The 18177-nt window shown below is 64.7% G+C and carries 18 protein-coding genes; 11 read left to right on the top strand and 7 right to left on the bottom strand.

Annotation, left to right across the window (positions count from 1 at the left end):
- Window positions 1–13: 13 nt before the first annotated feature.
- The 4 genes from ACMGGG_RS10075 (at window position 14) to ACMGGG_RS10060 (ending at window position 4229) form a co-directional block, all read left to right on the top strand.
- The gene (locus tag ACMGGG_RS10075) at window positions 14–664 is read left to right on the top strand and encodes a nicotinamidase (protein WP_112898154.1); all 651 of its coding nucleotides are present in this window, start codon (window positions 14–16) and stop codon (window positions 662–664) included.
- Window positions 661–1863, top strand: coding sequence for a nicotinate phosphoribosyltransferase (pncB, locus tag ACMGGG_RS10070; protein ID WP_372822695.1), 1203 nt, complete (start codon window positions 661–663; stop codon window positions 1861–1863). Before ACMGGG_RS10075 ends, pncB begins: the two co-directional genes overlap by 4 nt.
- Window positions 1864–1984: 121 nt before the next feature.
- A complete protein-coding gene (gene ppnN / locus ACMGGG_RS10065; protein WP_054925383.1) occupies window positions 1985–3358 on the top strand; it encodes a nucleotide 5'-monophosphate nucleosidase PpnN in 1374 nt (457 codons plus the stop codon).
- 244 nt (window positions 3359–3602) lie between these two features.
- The gene (locus tag ACMGGG_RS10060; protein WP_414155399.1) at window positions 3603–4229 is read left to right on the top strand and encodes a TIGR04211 family SH3 domain-containing protein; all 627 of its coding nucleotides are present in this window, start codon (window positions 3603–3605) and stop codon (window positions 4227–4229) included.
- 5 nt (window positions 4230–4234) lie between these two features.
- Here ACMGGG_RS10060 and ACMGGG_RS10055 read toward each other — a convergent pair whose 3' ends face one another.
- Entirely contained in the window at window positions 4235–5155 is a 921-nt protein-coding gene (locus tag ACMGGG_RS10055; protein WP_414155398.1) for a LysR family transcriptional regulator, read from the bottom strand.
- A gap of 124 nt (window positions 5156–5279) precedes the next feature.
- Here ACMGGG_RS10055 and ACMGGG_RS10050 point away from each other — a divergent pair, with 124 nt between their 5' ends.
- Entirely contained in the window at window positions 5280–6014 is a 735-nt protein-coding gene (locus tag ACMGGG_RS10050) for an SDR family NAD(P)-dependent oxidoreductase (protein ID WP_414155397.1), read from the top strand.
- An 18-nt stretch (window positions 6015–6032) separates the two neighbouring features.
- Entirely contained in the window at window positions 6033–6239 is a 207-nt protein-coding gene (locus ACMGGG_RS10045; RefSeq protein ID WP_054895394.1) for a tautomerase family protein, read from the top strand.
- 87 nt (window positions 6240–6326) lie between these two features.
- Here ACMGGG_RS10045 and ACMGGG_RS10040 read toward each other — a convergent pair whose 3' ends face one another.
- On the bottom strand, window positions 6327–7208 hold the full coding sequence (locus ACMGGG_RS10040; RefSeq protein WP_063544776.1) for a LysR family transcriptional regulator: 882 nt from the start codon (window positions 7206–7208) through the stop codon (window positions 6327–6329).
- Window positions 7209–7338: 130 nt separating this feature from the next.
- On the opposite strand from ACMGGG_RS10040, the gene argC reads away from it, so the two are divergent.
- Entirely contained in the window at window positions 7339–8274 is a 936-nt protein-coding gene (gene argC / locus ACMGGG_RS10035) for an N-acetyl-gamma-glutamyl-phosphate reductase (RefSeq protein WP_414155396.1), read from the top strand.
- 84 nt (window positions 8275–8358) lie between these two features.
- Window positions 8359–9045, top strand: a complete 687-nt coding sequence (locus ACMGGG_RS10030; RefSeq protein WP_063544772.1) for a GNAT family N-acetyltransferase — start codon at window positions 8359–8361, stop codon at window positions 9043–9045.
- A 60-nt stretch (window positions 9046–9105) separates the two neighbouring features.
- Here ACMGGG_RS10030 and ACMGGG_RS10025 read toward each other — a convergent pair whose 3' ends face one another.
- The 3 genes from ACMGGG_RS10025 to ACMGGG_RS10015 form a co-directional block, all read right to left on the bottom strand.
- Complete coding sequence (locus tag ACMGGG_RS10025) at window positions 9106–10425, bottom strand: LLM class flavin-dependent oxidoreductase (protein ID WP_054895390.1); 1320 nt, start codon at window positions 10423–10425, stop codon at window positions 9106–9108.
- A gap of 9 nt (window positions 10426–10434) precedes the next feature.
- Complete coding sequence (locus ACMGGG_RS10020; RefSeq protein ID WP_054895389.1) at window positions 10435–11388, bottom strand: ABC transporter substrate-binding protein; 954 nt, start codon at window positions 11386–11388, stop codon at window positions 10435–10437.
- 75 nt (window positions 11389–11463) lie between these two features.
- Entirely contained in the window at window positions 11464–12534 is a 1071-nt protein-coding gene (locus tag ACMGGG_RS10015) for an LLM class flavin-dependent oxidoreductase (protein ID WP_414155395.1), read from the bottom strand.
- A gap of 259 nt (window positions 12535–12793) precedes the next feature.
- On the opposite strand from ACMGGG_RS10015, the gene ACMGGG_RS10010 reads away from it, so the two are divergent.
- Complete coding sequence (locus ACMGGG_RS10010; protein WP_372822691.1) at window positions 12794–13402, top strand: cysteine dioxygenase; 609 nt, start codon at window positions 12794–12796, stop codon at window positions 13400–13402.
- Window positions 13399–14982, top strand: coding sequence for a rhodanese-related sulfurtransferase (locus ACMGGG_RS10005; protein WP_414155394.1), 1584 nt, complete (start codon window positions 13399–13401; stop codon window positions 14980–14982). The genes ACMGGG_RS10010 and ACMGGG_RS10005 overlap by 4 nt, the downstream gene beginning before the upstream one ends.
- Before the next feature lie 31 nt (window positions 14983–15013).
- On the opposite strand, the gene ACMGGG_RS10000 is transcribed toward ACMGGG_RS10005, so the two are convergent.
- Both ACMGGG_RS10000 and ACMGGG_RS09995 read right to left on the bottom strand, forming a co-directional pair.
- Window positions 15014–15922: a LysR family transcriptional regulator gene (locus tag ACMGGG_RS10000; RefSeq protein ID WP_372822689.1), complete on the bottom strand. Its 909-nt coding sequence runs from the start codon at window positions 15920–15922 to the stop codon at window positions 15014–15016.
- Window positions 15919–16884, bottom strand: a complete 966-nt coding sequence (locus ACMGGG_RS09995; protein ID WP_112898145.1) for a GlxA family transcriptional regulator — start codon at window positions 16882–16884, stop codon at window positions 15919–15921. The genes ACMGGG_RS10000 and ACMGGG_RS09995 overlap by 4 nt, the downstream gene beginning before the upstream one ends.
- A gap of 102 nt (window positions 16885–16986) precedes the next feature.
- Here ACMGGG_RS09995 and ACMGGG_RS09990 point away from each other — a divergent pair, with 102 nt between their 5' ends.
- Window positions 16987–17772: an SDR family NAD(P)-dependent oxidoreductase gene (locus ACMGGG_RS09990; RefSeq protein WP_112898144.1), complete on the top strand. Its 786-nt coding sequence runs from the start codon at window positions 16987–16989 to the stop codon at window positions 17770–17772.
- Window positions 17773–18177 lie beyond the last annotated feature (405 nt).

The raw sequence follows: 18177 nt of genomic DNA, 5'->3' as shown, positions 1-18177 counted from the left end.
GAGGAACCTCCTGATGAAGATCGCCAGTTTCGACGTCGATGCCCAGAACGGCTTTACCGCTAACGCCCCGCAGGAGCTGCCGGTACCCGGCGGCCACCTGATTGCACCGGCGCTCAATGCCATGGCCCGTCGTGCTGACCTGCGCCTGGGCAGCAAGGATGCTCACCCTGCCAATGCCGCCTGGGTGGTGAGCGATGCCGCACAGATGCTTCAGCCACTGGCATTGACCAACGCCGACCTCACCTGGGTCAGCCACTGCGTGCCCGGCACACCCGGTTTCGAACTGCTGCCCGGCCTGCCTGCCCCGATCGATTACGACTATTTCGTCTGGAAAGGCGTGGAGCCTGACCTGCACCCCTACGGCGCCTGCTACCACGACCTGGCCGAGCACCGCTCCACCGGGGTCATCGAGTACCTCAAGGTTCACGCCGTCGAGGTCGTGCTGGTCGGCGGCCTGGCTTTGGATTACTGCGTGCGCACCACCGCGCTGCAACTGAACCGCGCCGGATTCCAGGTGCTGCTCTACCTACCGGCCTGCCGAGCACTGAGCGACGCCGGCGCCCAAGCTGCCTGCAGCGAGCTGGCTGCCGCCGGGGTAGTACTGTGCGCCAATGAGGAAGAGCTGGACCGCCAGCTCGCACTGTTCAAGGAGCCCCGCCCATGAGCGACGACGTTTTTGCCCCACGGATCATCCAGAACCTGCTGGATACCGACTTCTACAAGATCACCATGATGCAGGCGGTGCTGCACAACTACCCCAACGCCGAGGTGGAGTGGGAGCTGCGCTGCCGCAACGACGAAGACCTGTCGCCCTACCTTGCCGAAATCCGCTACCAGATCGAACAGTTGGCCGAGGTCTCGGTGACCCACGACCAGCTCGCCTACCTGGAAAAAATCCCCTTCATCAAGCCGGACTTCATCCGTTTCCTCAGCCTGTTTCGCTTCAACCTGCGTTATGTCCAGGTCGGACTGGACGATGCCGGGCAACTGGCGATCCGTATTCGCGGCCCCTGGCTGCACGTGATCCTCTATGAAATCCCGTTACTGGCAATCATTTGCGAGGTGCGTAATCGCTACCGCTATCGCGAAGTGACGATGGCACAGGTGGGCGAGCGCCTGTACCAGAAACTCGACTGGCTCAAGGCGCACGCCAGCAGCGATGAGCTGGCGGGCTTCCAGCTCGCTGACTTCGGTACCCGCCGACGCTTCTCCTATCCCGTACAGGATCAGGTGGTGCATATCCTCAAACGCGACTTCCCCGGGCGTTTCGTCGGCACCAGCAATGTCCACCTGGCCCGAGAATACGAACTCAAACCCATCGGTACCATGGCCCACGAATGGTTCATGGCCCACCAGCAGCTCGGCCCGCGCCTGGTCGATAGCCAGGTCGCAGCGCTGGAGTGCTGGGTGCGTGAATACCGAGGGTTGCTCGGCATCGCCCTGACCGACTGCATCGGCATGGACGCCTTCGTGAAGGACTTCGACCTGTATTTCGGCAAGCTCTTCGATGGTCTTCGCCACGACTCCGGCGATCCACTGGCCTGGGCGGAAAAAGCCATCGCCCACTATGAGCGCCTGGGCATCGACCCGCTGAGCAAGACCCTGATCTTCTCCGACGGCCTGGATTTCGCCAAGGCACTGCAGCTCTACCGCGCGCTGCACGGGCGGATCAACGTCAGCTTCGGCATCGGCACCAACCTGACCTGTGACATTCCTGGCGTGAAGCCGATGAACGTGGTGATCAAGATGACCGCCTGCAACGGAGCCCCTGTCGCGAAGATCTCCGACAGCCCTGGCAAGACGCAGTGCCGGGACGAAAATTTCGTCGCCTACCTGCGCCATGTGTTCAAGGTGCCCGCCTGAGCCATCGTGCACTGGCAATTGCCCAAGCGCCGAATCTTTGCCTCTCCCCCTCGTTGCCGCGTGCAATTGTCGGTATGGTGTTGTCAAAGAAGGATGTTTTACCCGCACAGGAAAGACTTAGATGCCCCAACGCAATGTCATCAACGCCTCCGTCAGCCCCAAAGGCAGCCTGGAGACGCTGTCGCAACGTGAAGTCCAGCAACTGAGCGAAGTCGGTACCGGCAGTCTCTACACCCTGTTCCGCCAGTGCGCCCTGGCTATCCTCAACACCGGCGCCCATGTCGACAATGCCAAGACCATCCTCGAGGCCTACAAGGACTTCGAGGTCCGCATCCACCAGCAAGATCGCGGCGTGCGCCTGGAATTGCTCAATGCCCCGGCCGATGCCTTCGTCGATGGCGAGATGATCGCCAGCACCCGCGAAATGCTGTTCAGCGCCCTGCGTGACATCGTCTACACCGAAAGCGAGCTGGCCAGCCAACGCATCGACCTGGAAAGCTCCCAGGGCATCACCGACTACGTATTCCACCTGCTGCGCAACGCACGCACCCTGCGTCCGGGCGTGGAACCGAAGATGGTGGTGTGCTGGGGCGGTCACTCGATCAGCAGCGAGGAATACCAGTACACCAAGAAAGTCGGCCATGAACTGGGCCTGCGCAAGCTGGACGTCTGCACCGGCTGCGGCCCGGGCGTCATGAAGGGCCCGATGAAGGGCGCCACCATCGCCCACGCCAAGCAGCGCATGCACGGCAGCCGCTACCTGGGCCTGACCGAACCGGGCATCATCGCTGCCGAGGCGCCGAACCCCATCGTCAACGAGCTGGTGATCCTGCCGGATATCGAGAAACGTCTGGAGGCCTTTGTCCGCGTCGGCCACGGCATCATCATCTTCCCCGGAGGCGCAGGCACGGCCGAGGAATTCCTGTACCTGCTCGGCATCCTCATGCATCCGGACAACCATGACCTGCCCTTCCCGGTCATTCTCACCGGCCCGCGCAGCGCCGAGCCGTTCCTGCAGCAACTGCATGCCTTCGTCGGTGCCACCCTCGGCGAAGCGGCGCAGCGCCACTACCAGATCATCATCGACGACCCGGCCGAAGTGGCCCGGCATATGGTCGAGGGGCTCAAGACGGTCAAGCAGTTCCGCCGCGAGCGCAACGACGCCTTCCACTTCAACTGGCTGCTGAAGATCGACGGTGGCTTCCAGCACCCGTTCGACCCGACTCACCAGAACATGGCCGATCTTGCCCTGCGTCGCGACCTGCCGCCCCATGAGCTGGCCGCCAACCTGCGTCGAGCGTTCTCGGGAATCGTCGCCGGCAACGTCAAGGACAAGGGCATTCGCCTGATCGAGGAGCATGGCCCGTACCAGATCCGCGGCGACCAGGCGATCCTCGACCCGTTGGGCAGGCTGTTGCAGGCCTTTGTCGACCAGCACCGGATGAAGCTGCCCGGCGGCGCGGCCTACGTGCCGTGCTACCAGGTCGTGACCTGACTCCGGTCGCGGCTCCAGCGCCAACCTGCGCGGATCAATCGCAGCGGTGAACTGCCACTGCGATTGATCCGCGCACGCGTCACCCCATCAGCAAACCTGTTAGCTGCAATATCTTGCAGACAATTCCCACCCAAAGCAGTGAACCTGCCTACAAAAAAACGGTCTTTCGCTGACGGTCAATCCACCGACCGCTTCACGGCCCAGTCACCGGGCCTCCAACCGTACTGTTTCAGCGAAGACCACCATGCCCGAATTCCGCCGCGCCACCCTCGCCCTCGCCGCCCTGCTCGCCACTGCCCCGTCCATCCACGCCGAAGAATCCTCCAGCGACGCACGCTGGGTCAGCGACAGCCTGAGCACGTATGTGCGCAGTGGTCCGACCGATGGCCATCGCATCGTCGGCACGCTCAAGTCCGGGCAGAAGGTGTCGCTGATCGGCACCCAGGGCAACTACAGCCAGGTTCGCGGCCAAAGTGGCGATCTGGTGTGGATTCTTACCAGCGACCTGCAGACGGTCCCCGGCCAGAACGAACGCCTGCCGCAACTCGATGCCCAGGTCGCAGACCTGTCCGGCCAGCTCAAGACCATCGACGACAGCTGGAAGACGCGCGTGCAAGGCATGCAGGAAACCCTGGATTCGCGCAAGGCGCTGATCGATGAGCTGGAGTCGCGCAACAAGGCCCTCAACGAACAGCTCGAGCAGTCGCAGTCGAGCCTGCGCGACACCCAGGCACGCCTGGGCGACGAGAACAAGCAGGTGATGATGCGGTACATGGTCTACGGCGGCAGCATCGCCAGCGCCGGCTTGCTGGCCGGTCTGATCCTGCCGGCGCTGACCCGCGGGCGCAAACGCAACGACCGCTGGTTCTGAAGCCCTCAGCAGGCGGGTAACTGCCCGCCCGCCACCAGAAAGTCGATGAACAGCCGCACCCGCAGCGGCATGTGCCGCGCCTGCGGATAGATCAAGGTGAATGGCCGCGCCGTGCCACCGAAGGCCGGTAGCACTTCGACCAGCTCACCGCTGTCCAGGGCGTCCTGCACGGTGAAGCGGTACGCCTGCATCAGGCCGGCGCCATGTCGCGCGAGGGTGGCGGTGGCGAGAAAGTCGCCCAGGCAGGTGATCGAGCCGCCGACCTCGATCTCCACCAGGCCACCGTCACGGCGAAAGGTCCAGGGCGCACTGCGTCCGCTGCTGGGGATCTCGAACAGGATGCACTCATGCCGCGCCAAGTCTTCCGGCACCTGCGGATGGCCTGCTCGCGCCAGGTAGCCCGGGGTGCCCACCACTACCAGCTCGGCGTTTTCCAGGCGCCGTGCCACCAGGCGCGAATCGGCAGGCTCGCGTCCGCGGACGGCCAGGTCGAACTGCTCTTCGGCGAAATCGACATTGCGATTGCTGACATGCACGTCCACCTGCACTAGCGGGTAGCGCTCGCGAAAACGCGGCAGCCAGGGCAACAGACGGTGATGGGCGTAAGGCGTCGGCGCACTGACCCGCAGGCGTCCACGCGGCTCGATCTGGCCACCTGAAACTTCGCGCTCGGCCTCTACCAGTTGCCCAAGCGCCAGGCGGCACTGCTGGTAGTACGCCTGGCCAGCATCGGACAGGCGCATCTGCCGTGTAGTACGCACGAACAACCGTACACCCAGGCGTTCTTCCAGGCGCGCCACCGAGCGGCTGACCGCCGCGGGCGTGACCCCGGCCTCGGTGGCGGCGGCAGTGAAGCTGCCAGTATCGGCAGCCAGGCAGAACAGCTCGAGGCTGCCCAGTTGAAGATCATCGAAATGGCGGGTCATGATGGCTCTATTGATTACATGAGGTATCGATTGAAATGCCATCCGCCTTATTTTTCAACTTCAGATGAGGTCTTAGAGTGGCTCCACCCACGAACCAGCCGGTTCGCTTATCTGGAGACCCACCATGAGCACTGCTAGAACCATCGTCATCACCGGCGCATCCAGCGGCTTGGGCTTTGCCCTGGCCAAGGCCTTTATCGAACGGGGCGACAACGTGGTCGGCAACGCCCGCACCCAGGCCCGCCTCGATCAGGCCGCCATCGAGCTGGGCAACCCGGCAGCCTTCGTCGGCGTCGCTGGCGACATCGCCGACGCCAGTACCGCACAACGCCTGTTCGATACGGCGCTGCAAGTGTTCGGCCGCGTCGATATCCTGGTCAACAATGCCGGGATCTTCATTCCCAAACCGTTCACCGACTACACCGAGCAGGACATCGACGCGCTGTTTGCCACCAACCTCAAGGGCTTCATCTACCCCTCCCAGGCCGCAGCGAAGACCATGAGCGCCCAAGGCCATGGACACATCGTCGCGATCACCGCCTCGGTCGCCATGCAGCCTAACGTGCGGGTACCCGCAGCGCTGCCGATCCTCGTCAAGGGTGGCCTGAACCAGGCGGTCAGGGGCCTGGCGCTGGAACTGGCCGGTAGCGGCGTACAGGTCAACGCCGTGGCTCCGGGGATCATCGAGACGCCCCTGCACAACAACGACGTCGCAGGCCTGGGTGTCTTGTCGCCGAGTGGGCGCACCGGCAAGCCGCAGGACATCGTCGATGCCGTGCTATACCTGACCGACGCACGTTTCGTCAGCGGCGTCGTACTTCCAGTAGACGGCGGCAGTACCGCCGGTACCTGGCACTGAAAACCCAAGGAGCCTGCCATGCCATACGTTCATATCCGTGTGACCGAAGAAGGGGTCACTGCCGAGCACAAGCGTCTGTTGATCGAAGGCACCACCGAACTGCTGCAACGGGTGCTGAACAAGCCGCCAGCGAGTACCTTCGTGGTGATCGAGGAAGTGCCCACCGACAATTGGGGAGTGGGTGGTGAGACGATAACGGCGGTGCGCAAGCGCGAGCGGGGTTGACCCACATCATCGCCGTGGTCTTTTGGCGGGCAAGCCTGGCCAAGGACCACGGCGGTGCATGCCCGTGTTGGCAGTCGACACAGACGGTCATTGCCGCAACCGTTCCAACGCCTCCAGCACATGCCCCGTGGCCCGCTCCACCTCACCTTCGCGGCAAGCGATTCCCAGCGCACGCCACAACCCCGGTCGCAACGGGCGTCGAGCGATGCGCCGATCCAGCTCAGGCGCCTCCCCCTCCTGGGGCAGTAATGTCGCACCATACCCCGCAGCCACCAGGCTCTTGATCGCATCGTTGTAGTTCAACTCGATGCGCGCCTCCGGGTACAGCCCGGCCGCCGCGAACCAATCGCTGGTCACCCGCGAAAGCTGCGTGCTGCTGTCGTTGAGAATCAGCGCGCGCTGCCCGAGCCAGGCCGGTGTGACCCGCGCCGGAGGCTGCCAGTCGGCAGGCAGGTAGGCCATGATCGGGTCGCGTCGCCACGGGGTGAGTTTCACCCCCTTCACTGCCACCTGCGGCAGCGCCACCAGGCCGATGTCCAGGCTCCCCTCACGCACACGCGCCAGTGATGCTTGCGACGTGAGCACCTGAACCTGCACATCGATCCCCGGATGCTCACTGCGCAGGGCCGCCAATGCACTGGGCAACAGATGAGCGATGGCGCCAGTGGAGGCGCCCAGGCGCACCCGCCCGGTCAGCCCGGCCACCTGGCGTTGCACTTCATCCAGCGCCTGGTCTGCATCGGCCAGCAGCCGACGGGCACGCGCCAGCAGGGTTTCTCCGACCACCGTGGGCCGAACCTGCCCGCGGGTACGGGTAAGCAGCGCAGCCCCCACCCTCGCTTCAAGCTCGGCGACATGCAGGCTGATGGTCGGTGGTGCCAGGTTCAACTGGCGAGCGGCCTCGGCGAAAGAGCCAAGGTCGGCGATCACCACCAGTGTGCGCAGGCGGTCGAGGCTGATTTCTCGCAGGGTGCTGCTCCTTATGCTGTTGAACGTCGTGATTCATTTAATCTGAACATCGTCGTCATGATATTCAAATTTTCTTCAGATAAAACAACAGCGAGGATACACCCACTTCCTTCCTGAACGGATCCCCACCATGCACCAGCCCCTGATATTCATCGACGGCGACCAGGGCACCACCGGCCTGCAGATCCACGCCCGCCTGCACGGTCGCAGCGACCTTCGCCTGCTGACCCTGCCCGAGACCGAGCGCAAGGACCCGCAGCGCCGCCGCGAGGCCATCAACAGCGCCGATATCGCCCTGCTCTGCCTGCCCGATGCGGCCGCACGCGAGGCCGTGGCGACGATTCACAACCCGGCAGTACGGGTGATCGACGCCAGCTCTGCGCACCGCACCACCCCAGGATGGGTCTACGGCTTGCCGGAGCTGGACGAGCAGCAGGCCGAACGCATCGCCCAGGCCACACGGGTCAGCAATCCCGGTTGCTACCCGACCGGTGCCATCGCCCTGCTGCGGCCGCTGGTGCGCGCCGGCCTGTTGCCTGCGGACTACCCGCTGAGCGTGCATGCCATTTCCGGCTACTCCGGTGGTGGTCGGGCTGCGGTCGAGCGTCATGAGCAGTCGGGTGGCGATCCTGCCCCAGCGCTGCAGCTCTACGGCCTGGAGTTGGCGCACAAGCATGTCCCGGAGATCCAGGCCCATGCTGGCCTGAGCGCACGTCCGGTGTTCCTGCCGGGCTATGGCGACTATCGCCAGGGCATCGTGCTGAGCATCCCGCTGCAGTTGCGGCTACTGTCGCCGGGCGTCACCGCCGAGCACCTGCAGGCCTGTCTCGAACAGCACTACCAGGGCGCGCGCCATGTCCAGGTAATGCCCCTGCACAAGCAAGGCCCAGCGACACCCTTGGACCCGCAGGCGCTGAACGACAGCAACGACCTGCGCCTGGCACTGTATGCCAACCCCGAGCACGGGCAGGTCCTGCTGACGGCCGTGTTCGACAACCTGGGCAAGGGCGCTTCGGGTGCCGCAGTGCAGAACCTCGACCTGATGCTGGCAGCGATGCGCCAGTGAGGCCAAGCCGGTAAAAGCGGTTAGACTGTGCACCCCGCGTCATTCAGGCGCGGGGTGAGTTCAACCGCCGGAGCCTGTCCCCCGATGTTCATCCTGAGCCGCCTCGACGGCGTGCCGCCCGAGTCCTTCCAGAACCAGATCCGCCAGCTGGTGATCGAACATGTCGGCGCGCTGAGCAGCGTCGCCATCACCGCAGACAACCCGCTGTATCCGCTGTACCAGTACGGTGTCGGCCTCGAAGTCCACCAATACCTGCAGGCCCTGGACGGCACCCGGGGCCTGGCCGTGGAGCTGGTCCTGGCGCTGGACGCCGACGCCCCGGACCAACTGCTGGGTTTCGCCCTCGCCTTGCCCGCCCAGGATGACGCACACGCCTGTGTTCTGGCGTTTCTCGCCGTATCTCCTGCCCATCGTCGCCAGGGTATCGCCCGCGGACTGCTGACAGACCTGCGGGCACGCTACCGTTGCGTGGAGATGAGCGCGTTCGCCCACGCCGTGCCCTGGTTCGAGGCCATGGGCCTGCAGGTCGTGAGCGCCACCGGGCCGCAGGTGCTGATGAGCAGCACCGGCAAGGCCAGCGGCGCGCTGGTCGGACGCTTGGACATCGCGCCCATCTACCAGACCCTGGAAGTGCGCCAGATTCACGCCTACCTGCTAAAGCAGCATGGCGAAGAGGCGATGATCGACGCCGAACGCCAGCGCGATGAGCACCTTGACGAACTGGCGTTGCAGGCCCAGGCCTGCGTGGCGATGCGCAAGCGCGTGCATTGAGCCGAAATCGGTCGCCGCTCGCGGCAATGGCCTGTGATGCCATCACCGCAGCGGCGACAGTCAATCAGCGAAGCGCGGTATGGCCAGCCCCAGGCTCTCCCTCAGGGTCGTCCCTTCGTAGGCCGTGCGGTAGACCCCTCGTTCCTGCAGCAACGGCACTACCTCCTGGGTAAAGCGGCGGAACTGCTCCGGATGCCCGATGTAGATATTGAAGCCATCCAGCGCCCGCGCTTCGAACCAGTCGGCCATCTTCGCCGCCACCGTCTGCGCCGAGCCCACGAAGGCACCCGGGCGTAGCTGGCGGCCGAACTCCACCGCCTGGCGCAGGCTGAAGCCCTTGTCCCGGGCCTGGTCGGCGATGCGCTTGGCATTGGTGAAGAAGCTGCTGCGGGCAAACTCAAGGCTCTGCTGCGGGAACGGCGCATCGAGGTCGTACTGGCTGAAATCGTGCCAACCGAAGTTACGCCCGAACTCCTTCAACGCCAGCTCGAAGCTGTGATCGGCCTGATGATAGTGACGCTCGATCTCACGGGCATGCTCGTCGGTGTCACCCACGTAGATCTCGGCGCCCGGCAGCACCAGCACCTGCTCAGGGTCACGCCCCAGGCGTGCGGCGCGAGCCTTCACGTCGCGGTAGAACGCCTGGCCCTGCTCGACGCTTGCGGCATGGGTGAAGATCACGTCCGCCGTGGCCGCCCCCAGGTCACGCCCCTGCTCGGAATCCCCGGCCTGGAAGATCACCGGCTGGCCCTGGGGTGAGCGCTGGATGTTCAACGGCCCGACCACCGAGAAGTGCTCACCCTTGTGGTTGAGGGTGTGCAGCTTGGCGGGGTCGAGGAAGCGCCCGCTCTGGCGATCCCGCGGGAAGGCATCGTCTTCATAGGAATGCCAGAGTTTCTGCACCACCTCGACATGCTCGTGGGCGCGGCTGTAGCGGGTGTCGTAATCGTAATGCTCGTCCAGCCCGTAGTTGCCAGCGGTGCCGGCATCGCCGCTGGTGACCACGTTCCAACCGGCACGCCCCTTGCTGATCAGGTCCAGCGAGGCCAGGCGCCGAGCGACGTTGAATGGCGCATTGTAAGAGGTGGTCAGGGTGCCGACCAGGCCGATATGACGGGTGCTGACGGCCAACGCCGAGAGCAATGTCAGGGGTTCGAGACGATTGAGGTAATGGGACGGCGAACCTGGCGTGATGAACTGGCTGTCGACGATGAAGATCAGGTCGAACAGCGCAGCTTCTGCCTGGCGGGCAATATCGATGTACCAGTCGATGTTGACGCTGGCGTCGGCAGGCAACGCCGGGTCCAGCCACAGGTTGTGCCGCCCTGGGCCGCCGCAGCCCATGGTCAGGGCACCCAGTTTGATCTGTCGTTTGCTCATGCCGGGGCCTCAGTGCTGGGTGACGGCGCTGTCCTGCAGCGCCGCCGAGAAGGAGGTGTCGAACAGACTTGCGGCCGGATAGCCCTTGATCAGGCCGATTCCGGCAAAGAAGTCCACGGTCTTCTGTGCATCGGTGATCACCTGTGCGTTGAGTGGTGCCAGGTCGGTGCGGGCGCGGGCGAACCAGGCGCGGGCGATGTCGCCGTCGGCACGGGTACGCTTGGCCCAGGCGTCGGCGTACGCTTCGGTGTGCGCCGGATCGCTCAGGGTCCATTGACGCGCCTTCTTCAGGCGCTGGAGGAAGTCGGCGATCTGCGCACGCTTTTCCTGCACGGCCTTGGCATTGGCGACCACGAAACTCTGCGCTGGGATGATGCCTTCGGCGGTGGCCAGCACCCGTGCACCCTGGCGCTCCTGCTGGGTGACATAGGGCTCCCAGGTGGCGATCACGTCGACCGATCCGCCATCCAGCGCGTGGGAGGCGTCCAGGGCGCTGAGGTAGCGCAGCTCCAGTGCATCGCGGGGTACACCGGCCTTGTCGAGGGCGCTGAACAGCAGTTGCTGGCTCCAGGAACCTTTCCAGATCGCCGCGCGCTTACCCTTGAGGTCGGCCAGGCTGTGGATGTCGGAATCTTTGCGCGCGAGGATCGCCACGCCCTCGAGGTTCTGCCGCGACACCGCCACCACCTTGATCGGCGCACCGAGTGCGCCAAGGAACAACGGTGGCGCATCCCCCAGCAGGCCCAGATCGAGACTGCCGACATTGAGTGCCTCGGCCACTGGAGAGCCGGCAGTGAACTGCTTCCATTCCAGGGTGTAGGGCAAATCTTCAAGCACACCGGCCGCTTCCATCACGGCACGGGCGTTGTAGCTCTGGTCGCCGACCACCAGGGTCTGCGCAGCCGCCGCAAGGCTGATCGAGGTGGCCAGCACACCGGCGGCCAGTTGTTTGAGATAACGCACGTTCGTCTCCAGATGCCACTTCGGGCAAGTCAGGGCGATCCGCGCGTGCGGTCTCGTCGCGTGTAACAGTGAATATCAGGCGTTGCGCGCTGCCACCTTGGCGCGGGTCAACGGGATCAGTTCGCGGCCATAGTCCTCGGCGTCAGCCAAAGGGTCGAAGCCGCGGATGAGGAAGCTGGTCACGCCCAGGTCGTAATAGGCCAGCAAGGCATCGGCGACCTGCTCGGCGGTCCCCACCAGCGCCGTGGAGTTGTGACCGCCGCCCACCAGCGCAGCGATGCCGGTCCACAGGCGTTCGTCGACCCGCTCCCCCTTGGCCACGGTGTCACGCAGGCGCTGGGCGCCCACGCTCTGCGGCTTGCTGGCGATCACCGGCCCTGCCAGCTCGAGGCGCTGACGAGCCTGACCGAGGATGCCCTCGGCCTTGGCCCAGGCCGCCTCCTCCGTGGCGGCGATGATCGGCCGGAAGGACACACTGAACTGCACCTGGCGACCATGACGCGCAGCCTGCTCGCGCACGGCGGCGATGGTTTCGGCGGTTTGCTCCAGCGATTCGCCCCACAAGGCGTATACATCGGCGTGCTTGCCCGCCACCGCCAGGGCCGCAGGCGAGGAGCCGCCGAAATAGATGGGCAGATGCGGCTGCTGCAGCGGCTTGATCGCCGAAAACGCCCCCGCGGCCTGGTAATGGTTGCCGTCATGGTCGAACGGCGTGTCATGGGTCCAGACCTTGCGCACCACATCGAGGAATTCATCGGTGCGGGCATAGCGCTGGTCGTGGGCCAGGTGGTCGCCGTCCTTGCGCTGCTCGATGTCGCTGCCGCCACTGATGATGTGCACCGCCAGGCGCCCGTCGAGCAGGTGCTCAAGGGTTGCCAGCTTGCGTGCGGCCAGGGTCGGTGCGACGAAACCCGGACGGTGCGCCAGCAGGAAATGAATACGCGAGGTGGCAAGCCCTGCCAGGGCAGTCACCAGGAAGCCGTCAGGCTGGTCCGACCAATAACCGACCAGGATGCGATCGAACCCAGCCTGCTCATGGGCCTGGGCAAAACGGGTGATGTAGTCCTTGTCGAAGACGGGCCCGCTGGGGGCCAGGATCTCCGATGACAGGCGATGGCCGATCATGCCGATGAATTGAACGCTCATTGCAGGTGCCCCAAGGTCAGAAAGGGTTTTTATAGCGTTTGAATCTAAATGCCGACTGACTTATACGCTAACCACTTGTTCACACCCTGTGAAATTCGTTTTAGGCATAACCTAATGCATTCAAAATGCAGAACTTGCAGATAATACTTCATCGTCGGTAAATGCTAGATTTGCATATTAGCTTATGAATAATTTGAATTTTGAGAATATTCAGGCAGTTGCTAGGGTTTGCCCATGACCGTCAGCCCGAGCCTGAACCATGAGCCAGACACTGCGCCTCGAGCGCCTGCGCCACTTCATTGGCGAACTCTCCGACCTGCTGGACCGCCACCCCGACGAAGCCACCCTGCTCGACCAGGGCCATACCCTGCTGCACAGCCTGATCGCCCATGACGACTGGTTGCCCGAAGCCCTTGCCCAGCCGGATCCCGCCCGCTACCAGCAATACCTGCTGCATTGCGATTCGCGCCAACGCTTCTCGGTGGTCAGCTTCGTCTGGGGGCCAGGCCAGAGCACGCCGATCCATGACCACCGTGTCTGGGGCTTGATCGGCATGTTGCGCGGAGCCGAGTACGCCCAAGGCTTCACCCGCGACGCCCATGGCGCCCTGGTGGCCCAGGGCGAGCGGCTGCGGATCGATCCTGGCCACGTGGAAGCGGTGTCACCGCGCATCGGCGATATCCATCAGGTCAGCAACGCCTTCGACGACCGCGTCTCGATCAGCATCCATGTCTACGGCGCCAACATCGGTGCGGTCAGCCGCGCCGTCTACCTGCCCGACGGTAGCGAGAAGCCGTTCATCTCCGGTTATTCCAACTCCAGCCTGCCCAACATCTGGGACCTGTCCAAAGAGAACCCTGCCCCATGACCCGCCTCAGCACACGCAGTTTCCATGACATTCGCTCCGCCCTGCTGGCCCACGAAGAAGTCGCGCTGATCGACCTGCGCGAAGAAGACCCCTTCGCCCAGGCGCATCCGCTGTTCGCGGCCAACATCCCGCTCTCGAAGCTGGAACTGGAAATCTTCGCCCGCGTGCCACGCCGTGACACCGCCATCACCGTCTATGACGATGGCGAGGGGCTGTCGGCCATCGCTGTCGAGCGTCTGCAGGCACTGGGCTATAGCGATGTGGCGGTGCTTGAGGGTGGGCTTGGCGGTTGGCGCGATGCCGGCGGCGAGCTGTTTCGCGACGTCAACGTACCCAGCAAAGCGTTCGGCGAGCTGGTGGAGAGTGTGCGCCACACCCCCTCGCTGGCCGCCGAAGAGGTCCAGGCCCTGCTCGACAGCCAGGCCGACGTGGTGGTGCTCGACGCCCGGCGCTTCGACGAATACCAGACCATGAGCATTCCCGGAGGCATCAGCGTGCCTGGCGCCGAACTGGTGCTGCGCGTCGCCGAACTGGCACCCGATCCGGCGACCCGGGTGATCGTCAACTGCGCAGGGCGCACCCGCAGCATCATCGGCACACAATCGCTGGTCAACGCCGGCATCCCCAACCCGGTGGCGGCGCTGCGCAACGGTACCATCGGCTGGACACTGGCCGGTCAACAACTGGCCCACGGCCAGGCGCAGCGCTTCGCCGAGGTCGGCGACAGCACCCGCAGCAGCGCTGCCGAGCGCGCCCGCGCCGTTGCCGACCGGGCCGGAGTGCAGCGCCTGGACCGTCAAGGTCTGGCCACCTGGCAGGCAGAGACTGCGCGCACCACCTATCTGTTCGACGTGCGCACACCCGAGGAATACGTTGCCGGTCACCTGCCCAACAGCCGCTCCACGCCCGGTGGCCAGTTGGTGCAGGAAACCGATCACAACGCCAGCGTGCGCGGCGCCCGCATCGTGCTGGTCGATGACGACGGCGTGCGTGCCAACATGAGCGCTTCGTGGCTCGCGCAGATGGGCTGGGAAGTGGCGGTGCTCGACGGTCTGAGCAAGGCCGACTTCAGCGAAACCGGCGAATGGCAGGCACCCCGCCCGGCACTTGCGCGCAATACCGAGATCGACGTCGAGCAATTGCAGGCCTGGCTGGCCGAGGAAGGCACCGTCTTGCTGGACTTCACCGCCAGCGCCAATTACGTCAAGCGCCACATCCCAGGTGCTTATTGGGCGATCCGCGCGCAGTTGCCCGAGGCCCTGGAGCGCCTGCCCAAGGCCGAGCGCTACGTGCTGACCTGCGGCAGCAGCCTGCTGGCAAGCTTTGCCGCCACCGACCTGCAAGCCCTGACGCGCACACCGGTCTATCTGCTGGCAGGCGGCACGGCAAGCTGGATCGCCGCCGGCAAACCCCTGGAATCAGGTGAAACGCGCCTGGCAGCGGAGCGTACCGACCGCTATCGCCGGCCATACGAAGGGACCGACAACCCGCGCGAAGCCATGCAAGGCTACCTGGACTGGGAGTTTGGTCTGATCGCGCAACTCGAGCGCGATGGCACCCACGGCTTCAAGGTGCTGTGACCTGAAGCGCAACGGCTGCAGGCGTATCCGCTCACGCGAGATAGGCCTGCAGCCGTTGCGCCAGAAACCCATGCAAGCGCCGCACTGCCGGGCTCAGCGACTGTCGGTGCGCGCATACCAGGTGCAGTGGCGCCGCCTGCCCTGCATGGTCCGCCAGCAACTCCACCAACCTTCCGGCGCGGATGTCCTCGAGCACATCCAGGCGCGACTTGTAGACCACACCAAGCCCCGCCACTGCCCAGCGTCGCACGATATCGGCATCGTCGCTGCAGCGATCGCCACTGACCAGCACCGTGCTCGTTGCCCCTGCATCCTCAAAACTCCAGCGATCGTGGGTCTGCTCCCCCATCACATAACGCAGGCAGTTGTGCCCGGCCAGCGCCTGCGGAGTCTGCGGCGCGCCATGCCGAGCGATGTAGGACGGTGCCGCGCACAACGTGCGGCGGTTATCGGCGGCCAGCGGCAAGGCCACCAGGCTGGAATCCCCCAGCAGCCCGTAGCGGATGCTGGCATCCAGTTGCTCGCCAAACAGGTCGGCCACCTGGTCGCTGACTCGCAGGCGCATGTCGAGTCGTGGGTATTCGGCCTGAAACTCCGTCAGCCAGGGCAACAGCAGGTTGCGCCCCAGGTCCGACGGCATCGACAGACGCAATGGCCCCGCCAGTTCGGCGCGTGCCTGCTCCAGCGCCATTTCGCCATCGACCAGCGCGTCCAGGGCCTGACGCGCGTGGGGCAGATAGCGCTCGCCATCGTCCGACAGGCGCAGCCGGCGTGTCGAACGCACCAACAGACGAATCCCCAGGCTGTGCTCCAGGCGCTGCAACGCGGCGCTGGCCAGGGCTGGCGAGATGTCCAGCTGTCGCGCTGCAGCTGAAAGCCCACCGGCCTCGACAGTGGTGACAAACACCTGCAGGTCGTCCATGCGCACCCGTTTCTTCATGCCACGACTCCTTCACGCCCCACGCGCCGTGCATCACGACGTATCGCCTGGGGCGGAATGCCGAACCCGCGTACAAAGGCCTCGCGCAAATGCCGACGGTCGCGAAATCCTGTCTCGCGCGCCACCACATCCAGGCTGTGCCGACTTTGTTCGATCATCAGCCGCGCCGCCTCCAGGCGCAGGCCCTCGATGGCCCGCGCCGGCGATTGCCCGGTTTCGGCACTGAACACGCGGCTGAACTGGCGCGGGCTCAGGTGCGCAACCTCGGCCAGCTCCTCGACGCTCAGCGGCCGCTGCAGGTGCTGGCGAGCGTAGTCGAGCACACTCTGCATGCGGTCGGTGCGCGGTGCCAGGTCGAGCAGCTGAGAATGTTGCGACTGGCCTCCCGAGCGGCGCTGATGCATCACCAGCCGATGCGCAACGGCTCGTGCGAGCTCATGGCCCTGATCCTGCTCGAGCATGCCCAGGGCCATGTCGATACAGGCGGTCATGCCGGCGGACGTCCAGATGTTGCCATCGGCAATGAAGATGCGGTCGTCCTCAACCTGGATCGCCGGGTGCATCTGCCGCAGCTCCCGGGCGTAGGCCCAATGCGTGGTCGCCCGACGCCCGTCGAGCAGGCCGGCTGCCGCCAAGGTGAAGGCCCCCGTACAGATCCCGGCGGTACGGCGCGCCTGCTCGCCCAGCCGACGCACCAGGTCCACGCTGGCCGTATCGGCAGGTGAAGCGATCGGCGACAAGGTGCCCGCCACCAGCCAGGTGTCGGCATGCCCCGGCGTATCGACCGCCTGGGTCTGCAACTGCATGCCCAGCGACGACACCAGCCCACCGCCGGCCACGCTGTAGTTGCCCAAGGCGTAAAGACGCTTGCCCGTCAGCACATTGGCGAACTCGAATACCGACTGCGACGCCAGCGCCATGACCTGGAACCCTTCACACAACAGATAGCCGACCCGATGCATGGCCCACCTCGCTTTATGTCCTGAAAACGTACTATATGCGTCATTTGCGCCACAATCAAAGGCGCGCATCATCGCTGCAACCCAACCCACGGAGCAGCAACCATGACTCGTACAGCCCTCATCACTGGCGCCTCTACCGGCATTGGCGCACTCTACGCCGAACACCTGGCCCGCCGCGGCCACGACCTGATCCTGGTCGCCCGCAACCGCGAACGCCTCAATCAACTGGCCTCTCGCCTGAGCAGCCAGACCGGACGCAGCGTCGAAGTCCTGCCGGCAGACCTGGCCGACAGCCAGGACCTGGCGCGCATCGAAACCCGTCTGCGCGAAGATGCCAGCATCGGCCTGCTGGTCAACAACGCGGGTATTGGGACCCACACCGCACTGCTGGAAAGCGACGTCGAACAGATGACCCGCATGATCGCGCTGAACATCACCGCCCTCACCCGCCTGACCTATGCCGCGGTGCCTGGCTTCGTCGAGCGCGGCGAGGGTGCGCTGATCAACATCTCCTCAGTGGTCAGCCTGCTGCCGGAACTGCTCAATGGCGTGTATGGCGGCAGCAAGGCATACGTCACCGCCTTCACTCAGAGCCTGCACAAGGAGCTGGCCGACAAGGGTGTGCAGGTCCAGGCCGTACTGCCAGGCGCCACCGCCACCGACTTCTGGAGCATCGGCGGCCTGCCGGTGGAGAATCTGGATCCTGCGATCGTCATGACTGCGCAGGACCTGGTGGAAGCGGCACTGGCCGATTTCGACGCCAAGCGCCTGATCTCGATTCCGTCGCTGCACGAAATCGAACGCTTCGAGGCGTTCGAGGCCAGCCGCCAGGCGTTGAACGGGCACCTGTCGAATCAACAGTTGGCGCCACGTTATCGTCAGGGTTGATCTGGGTGTGCGTGGGTAGGTTTTGTGATAGCAGGTTCTGTGGGGGCAGTCCATTTTGTGGGAGCGGGCTTGCCCGCGAAGCAGGCTCCGCCGATTTTCGAGCATTGAGCAGACTGTAGGCCTTTTCCAGGTTGAGATTCTGGAAATCATCTCAAGGTGTTCGAATGTGATCGCGTGAGGGCTGACAGGTGTTCGCCGACAGCTTTTTAGGGCCTGTGAGATCGAGCGCCGCCCGCGCGGCGCTTCGCGGGCAAGCCCGCTCCCACAGTTTGTTTCGGGCCAATGAGTCCTGTGGCATTTTCGCGCGACCCCTTTGGCGCACCGCGCGATATCGAGTCGTACACACCAGGCGGTCGCGCGCCTATGGCACAGGCATAACTGGCCCGAAACAAACTGTAGGAGCGG

Source organism: Pseudomonas sp. BNK-44-b, assembly GCF_047456245.1.
Taxonomy (GTDB): Bacteria; Pseudomonadota; Gammaproteobacteria; order Pseudomonadales; family Pseudomonadaceae; genus Aquipseudomonas; species Aquipseudomonas machongensis.
This window is presented reverse-complemented; position numbering and strand designations above follow the sequence as displayed.

Coding starts and splice junctions, on each gene's coding strand:
- ppnN (WP_054925383.1), top strand. CDS start 1,985: ATGCCCCAACGCAATGTCATCAACGCCTCCGTCAGCCCCAAAGGCAGC.
- ACMGGG_RS10025 (WP_054895390.1), bottom strand. CDS start 10,425: ATGAGCAAACGACAGATCAAACTGGGTGCCCTGACCATGGGCTGCGGC.
- ACMGGG_RS10000 (WP_372822689.1), bottom strand. CDS start 15,922: ATGAAGAAACGGGTGCGCATGGACGACCTGCAGGTGTTTGTCACCACT.
- ACMGGG_RS10010 (WP_372822691.1), top strand. CDS start 12,794: ATGAGCCAGACACTGCGCCTCGAGCGCCTGCGCCACTTCATTGGCGAA.
- ACMGGG_RS10055 (WP_414155398.1), bottom strand. CDS start 5,155: ATGACCCGCCATTTCGATGATCTTCAACTGGGCAGCCTCGAGCTGTTC.
- ACMGGG_RS10005 (WP_414155394.1), top strand. CDS start 13,399: ATGACCCGCCTCAGCACACGCAGTTTCCATGACATTCGCTCCGCCCTG.
- ACMGGG_RS10075 (WP_112898154.1), top strand. CDS start 14: ATGAAGATCGCCAGTTTCGACGTCGATGCCCAGAACGGCTTTACCGCT.
- ACMGGG_RS10015 (WP_414155395.1), bottom strand. CDS start 12,534: ATGAGCGTTCAATTCATCGGCATGATCGGCCATCGCCTGTCATCGGAG.
- ACMGGG_RS09995 (WP_112898145.1), bottom strand. CDS start 16,884: ATGCATCGGGTCGGCTATCTGTTGTGTGAAGGGTTCCAGGTCATGGCG.
- argC (WP_414155396.1), top strand. CDS start 7,339: ATGCACCAGCCCCTGATATTCATCGACGGCGACCAGGGCACCACCGGC.
- ACMGGG_RS10050 (WP_414155397.1), top strand. CDS start 5,280: ATGAGCACTGCTAGAACCATCGTCATCACCGGCGCATCCAGCGGCTTG.
- ACMGGG_RS10030 (WP_063544772.1), top strand. CDS start 8,359: ATGTTCATCCTGAGCCGCCTCGACGGCGTGCCGCCCGAGTCCTTCCAG.
- ACMGGG_RS10060 (WP_414155399.1), top strand. CDS start 3,603: ATGCCCGAATTCCGCCGCGCCACCCTCGCCCTCGCCGCCCTGCTCGCC.
- pncB (WP_372822695.1), top strand. CDS start 661: ATGAGCGACGACGTTTTTGCCCCACGGATCATCCAGAACCTGCTGGAT.
- ACMGGG_RS09990 (WP_112898144.1), top strand. CDS start 16,987: ATGACTCGTACAGCCCTCATCACTGGCGCCTCTACCGGCATTGGCGCA.
- ACMGGG_RS10045 (WP_054895394.1), top strand. CDS start 6,033: ATGCCATACGTTCATATCCGTGTGACCGAAGAAGGGGTCACTGCCGAG.